Below are 5225 nucleotides of genomic sequence, written 5' to 3' on the forward strand. Positions count from 1 at the left end.
AACTGGTTGTACCGCACGCGGCTTGACCGCGTGTCGGCTACGAACCTTTGTTATGCTTTTATTTCTTCAATATATTTTTCATATTTGAAACTACTTTTTTTGTTTTTATATTTTTAGAATTTGTAACCAGCAAAACAAAATTATCAGCTAATACTTCTTCTGCATGAATTATATAATCTGTATTTTCTCCAATCAAAGACAAATAATTTGGAACCATTCTAAGTGGATAGATGCAATATCTATTATTAATTATTTTTATCTGTGAATTATTTTCATGTTCTTCTATACTGCAAAAAAACTAATTGTAAATAATCGAAAAAATTCACCACCTTTTTCTTCATCATAATCTCTGGCTGCAATTAAAATAGGCATAATTTTTCTTTATTTCCGTTAATTGTTGACTCAAAATAATAATTATTATTCACTGAGTCTGGATTTGTAATTTTATATTTTGCTAAATTTTGTGGAAATAGTAAGTTTTTAGTTTTATAAAATCCAATACTGTTATAAAGTTGTTCTCTAACATCCAAATTGTTTTTTGAAAAAATATGAAAAAGTTCATGTATTAACAATTCTTTCATTGCCGTTAAATCTTCCATTTTTATCATATTTTTAGCGAGAATAATGATATTCTGATTCCTGCAATATGCAGAATTTCCTTCTTCTGCACCTGTTGTTTTTATCAAATATATTTCTTTTGGAAGTAGAATCTTATATTGACTAAATAGTTTATTTATGTCATTAAAAACTTTGTTCAAATAACTTACTTCTTCTTCACTCCAATCCAATGACTGCTGACAAATAAAATTAAGATACTCTTCTTTTGAAACATTTCTACTTGTTTTTAATCTTGAAGACATATCAAATTCTGAAAGATTATTTGTAAATTCGTCTTCACTTTTTAATAGTTCACATCCTTCAGATTTATTCGCAAATTTAAAATTTACTTTCGAAAAATCTACACATTCATTGGCAAAACAAAAATTAATTGCAAATAATGCAAATAATGCTAAGAATGCTAAGAAATTTATTTTTTCATTTTTTCTCCTAAAAACGGCAGGCCACTGTGCCTGTCAGCATAACAACTGCTTAAACCGCAAACCAGCTTGACCGGTTTGTCGGCTTTGAAGCTTTGTTAGGCTGGTTTCTATTTTACAACTTCAAACAAAAATTTTCACCGCATCTTAGAAAGGTATTTTTCCTCTCTTTCCTTCGCCGAAAAGAAGAGGCAGGCTTGACCTGCCCTACTTTTTGCACCGCAAGTTTTTTCGGGCAGACGGGCCTGACCCGGCGGCCGTTTCCCTTGCAAGACCTTCCGCGGGCTCGACCCGCTGTCGGCTACGAACCTTTGTTATGCTTTATTTCTTTTTATCAGGAATTTTATATTCCTTACATTTTTCTTCTAGCAACTTAAAATCATTGCAACGCTGGCTGAGTTTAGATTTACCGTCATTTGTCATTTTATGATTATATACAGCTTTTGCATTTGTTATAATCTGTTCTTCTTTTTTTCTAATAATACGAATTTCGTTATTAAGCAAAGTTTTATATTGAGTATCAGATTCGTCAGCCGGATTTTTTAAAGAAAATACACCATCTATAACTGGAAACATATTGTTCAAATTAATAACAGCCATATCTCCAATTTTTATAAAATCTACAGTTTCGGATAGTCTTTTGTGTTTCGGTTTAAATGATGACAGTGGAGCAAAATATTTTAAATCATTAATTTCAAAGAGAATTCCTATGTATTTTCTTGTATAGGTTTGAGTTATTTTAGCATTATGAAACAAATGCTCAGAAAATTTTGAGAGAAAATCTATATATTTGTTGTCAATTTCGTAGAAAAGTAACTTGTCCATAAATAAAAACGAGGCCGTAAGAAAACTTACGACCTCCGTATAACACTCGCGATTAAAGGCGCGATTTCCTTATAGCAATAATATACTACCAATAGAGTGCTACTGTCAAGATAACAGTCTACGAATTATGTGCTTTGCACTACGCTACAGTTTTATCTTTCAAAAGCAGTTGCATTCCTTGTTCAATCTTATCCCGAGTTATTTTTTCTCGTTTAGAAAGAACTGACTGTACTTCTGCATTTATCAAGGCATCAGCGTAATCCTTTGGAGTTCCAGATTGGTACATTGCTTGCAGTACTTTTGACATTTCTGAATTCCCGATAGTTGCAGAAACGATTTCGCCAAATTCTTCTTTGTTGAATGAATAGAGCATTACTATGTCAAGAAATTCTTCACGCATAATTTTGAACATTAAGACAGCATCATCTTCAATGAAATTGTCCATGATTTTCTTTGCGACAAAACTTCCGACGGCACCACCAATCATGCTGCCAACAACAGGTATCGGAATTGCTGTTCCAAGTGCAGCACCGACAAGACCTGCTGTATTTACAGTTGAGTTCTTGATAAGTTGCTTGCCTGAGATTTTTCCCGAACATGCTTTTAATATATCCGGTCCATATACAACGACTGCAGTTACAGCTCCGCCTATAACTTGTCGCCCTTTTATTTTATCAAGTTTTACAGCTTTGCCCAACTTTGATTTTGCAAGGCTGCTCGAACTGATTTTTCCTGCGACTTTTTCAGCCCCTGTGAAAATCGGATTCTTTACATAACCGAAACTTTTTACAACCTGCTTTCCTGTCTCACCTACCGGAATCTTGGGAGCAAAAATATTAATGATTTTATCTCTTGAAAGTTGCATGGTAAGAGTGTAGATAGCAGCACTTTTTCCCATGACTTTTAAGCCTGAGAGTGTACTTTGTTTTGCAGCTTCTTTTATATCCTGTCCATGCCAAACCGCACTTGCAAAGGAAAGTGCAAAAGTAATGCCCGCACCTGGCAGAGAACATACAATGCCCTGTGAAATATCTACGACGATACCTTCAATTGAACCTGCAAGTGCGATGTTATTTGCCTGAGTGTAAGTAAAATGTCCTTTTCTGACATAATTCTTTGCGTTTTCTGGATTTGTTTCACCTGGAACTTGACCGGTTTTGATTCTCTTTTGCATTTCCTGCACAGCTTGATTGTACTGGTCTCGAGGAACTTCAATCTGCATCATTGTGCCGTCATCATTCAGATACAATGCTTGTTTATGCTCAAAAACCGCACCAATTGATTCTGACGCACTTTTATAATACTTTGTTTGAATATTAACACCGTTTACATTCCTGTCAGCACCATGCAATTTTTGATGTCCGTTTTCCAAATCTTGAGCTAAATTCTCAACCTTGTTACCTGTCAATCTGTCAATGGCATTGTTTCCATATTCAGCTGCATAACCATGACCACTAGCACCGTTCATAAGATTCTTTACTTCGTCATTGTAAATATGTGCATTCTGGGCTAGTCCTGCACCAAGACCGCCTATTTCCGCTGCCTTTGAAATATCTGAAACACGCTGTTTTGTGTCAAAATTTTTCTGAGCAGAATCGACTGACTTCTCTTCATAGGATTCAAATGCCTCGCCGAGTTCCGTTGAGACTTTTTCCTGTGCCATAGCCAACGAAATATCGTTCATCTCCTTCAGTTTTTCTGAAAGAATGTCCAAATCCACAGATGAGGAATTCTTATTGAGTGATATTACTTTTGGTTCACCAGAGAGCAAGCCGTAATCAAAAGTATAATCGCTTTCATCAGAGTAAATATTCCAGAGACCTTCTATCGGAATTTCAATGTCATCTTTGTCTTTCTCTGAGATATAGACGCTTTTTGTCGTTACGAGAGTACCGTATTCACGAAGTTCATTCTCATCAGAACTCATTTTTGGTGAAAAATATACAGGCTCTTCATCATCAAGATTCTTTCCAAAATACGAAATGAATGCTGTTGCCCGACCATAAGGCATTTCATCGATAGTGAATTTATTCTTGTTTTTGTCATTCTCAGCAAAATTTACACTTGCAGCAACAAGTTTTTCTTCTATTTCGGCTTCTGAGATTTCTGAAACTTCTTTTAAAGTCCATTTTCTCCATTCTGTGTAATGCTCATAAATAGCTTGATTTTCTTTTTTCCATTTCGAAATTTTTACAAGAGAATAAATGAACGCGCCTAAAACATAGATTGCCCCCAATAAGTATAAGCAGTATGCAGAATCTTCTTCAATTTTAACAATTGAAGGTAATGCACAGAAGAAAAGTCCTTCAAGAGTCAGAAAGCAAGCCATCGCAATTGTTTCATTACGTGTTTTCTTTTTAGGGGCAAAGAAAGATTTACAATTTATGAATCTTTCTTTTTTGGAATACGGAATATGCACCGCGCATAAATATATAAAAGAAGGTAAGCTACAAAGGCTAAGCAAATAATAGGCAAAACTTTGAATATGAAGCAGCTTTGTAAGACCGTAAAAAATTTTTGTACAAAGAATTGCAGGTCCTGAAATTACAAGGTAAATTAGTCCGAAAATCAATCCGAAAATACCTTTCAGAAGTTTTAATACAAAACCACCAACTTTTTTTATAATTGTAAACACAATGCAAATTACAATTATTGCCAAAATAATTTGTAACATATTTTTCTCCCTATAATTTTTGTTGCGAAACGAGCGTAAAGCGAGTTTCGCAACAAAGAAATCTTTCAATTTCTTTGTTCAGTGTACACTGAACAAATTTTTTGGAGGAAATTTGATATGTTCTGATTATTTATAAAACAACCAGCCCAGTGGGCTGTGAGCATAACAATGAGTTAAACCGCAAAAACGGTTCTGCCAACGGCAGAATTGGCGCAAAAGTTGCGTTGGCGAAAAGCCACGAAGAGCAACTTTTGTGACAAAGTTTTTGTCGGCTTTGAGCTTCTTGTTATGCTTTTTTATTTCTTTGCCCAAACTTTTACTTTTATCCAAGAAATTCTTAGTACCTATCTTCTTTATGAAAAGCTCTGAATAGGTAATATGAAATTCTTTTGAAATCCTGACAGCCTGACGGTTCCAGCTTGTGAATATTTTCTACAAACCATAGTAGCTTTCTTAATTCTTTTAGTATATACATAAGTATTTACATTTGCCAAAGAATTATATCATGCTCTATAATTTAAATTTTTTTGAGACGATAGCCTTTATTTTGTTTATCAATAATTGTATTAAAATCGGTCCCATGATTCCGGCGATTAAATAAATTATTCCATTCTGATACATTCCTCTCGGAATATAATAATACCAAATATCAGATTTATAGCGAATCCAATCAAAATCAGAACAGTGTT

3 protein-coding genes are annotated in these 5225 nt (G+C 34.2%); all 3 read right to left on the reverse strand.

Annotated features, from left to right (window positions below):
- Window positions 1–359: 359 nt before the first annotated feature.
- The 3 genes from JI65_RS16265 to JI65_RS16275 all read right to left on the reverse strand — a co-directional run bounded on the left by JI65_RS16265 (window position 360) and on the right by JI65_RS16275 (window position 4536).
- A complete protein-coding gene (locus JI65_RS16265) occupies window positions 360–860 on the reverse strand; it encodes a hypothetical protein (protein WP_191018219.1) in 501 nt (166 codons plus the stop codon).
- A gap of 498 nt (window positions 861–1358) precedes the next feature.
- Window positions 1359–1862: a type III toxin-antitoxin system ToxN/AbiQ family toxin gene (locus JI65_RS16270; RefSeq protein WP_191018220.1), complete on the reverse strand. Its 504-nt coding sequence runs from the start codon at window positions 1860–1862 to the stop codon at window positions 1359–1361.
- 139 nt (window positions 1863–2001) lie between these two features.
- Entirely contained in the window at window positions 2002–4536 is a 2535-nt protein-coding gene (locus tag JI65_RS16275; protein WP_191018221.1) for a glycine zipper 2TM domain-containing protein, read from the reverse strand.
- Between the last annotated feature and the right edge of the window lie 689 nt (window positions 4537–5225).

It is taken from the genome of Treponema zioleckii, assembly GCF_014737315.1.
Taxonomy (GTDB): domain Bacteria; phylum Spirochaetota; class Spirochaetia; order Treponematales; family Treponemataceae; genus Treponema_D; species Treponema_D zioleckii.

Excerpts from the sequence above, each read along its gene's own strand:
- JI65_RS16265 (WP_191018219.1), bottom strand. The coding sequence starts at position 860 with ATGTCTTCAAGATTAAAAACAAGTAGAAATGTTTCAAAAGAAGAGTAT.
- JI65_RS16270 (WP_191018220.1), bottom strand. The coding sequence starts at position 1,862 with ATGGACAAGTTACTTTTCTACGAAATTGACAACAAATATATAGATTTT.
- JI65_RS16275 (WP_191018221.1), bottom strand. The coding sequence starts at position 4,536 with ATGTTACAAATTATTTTGGCAATAATTGTAATTTGCATTGTGTTTACA.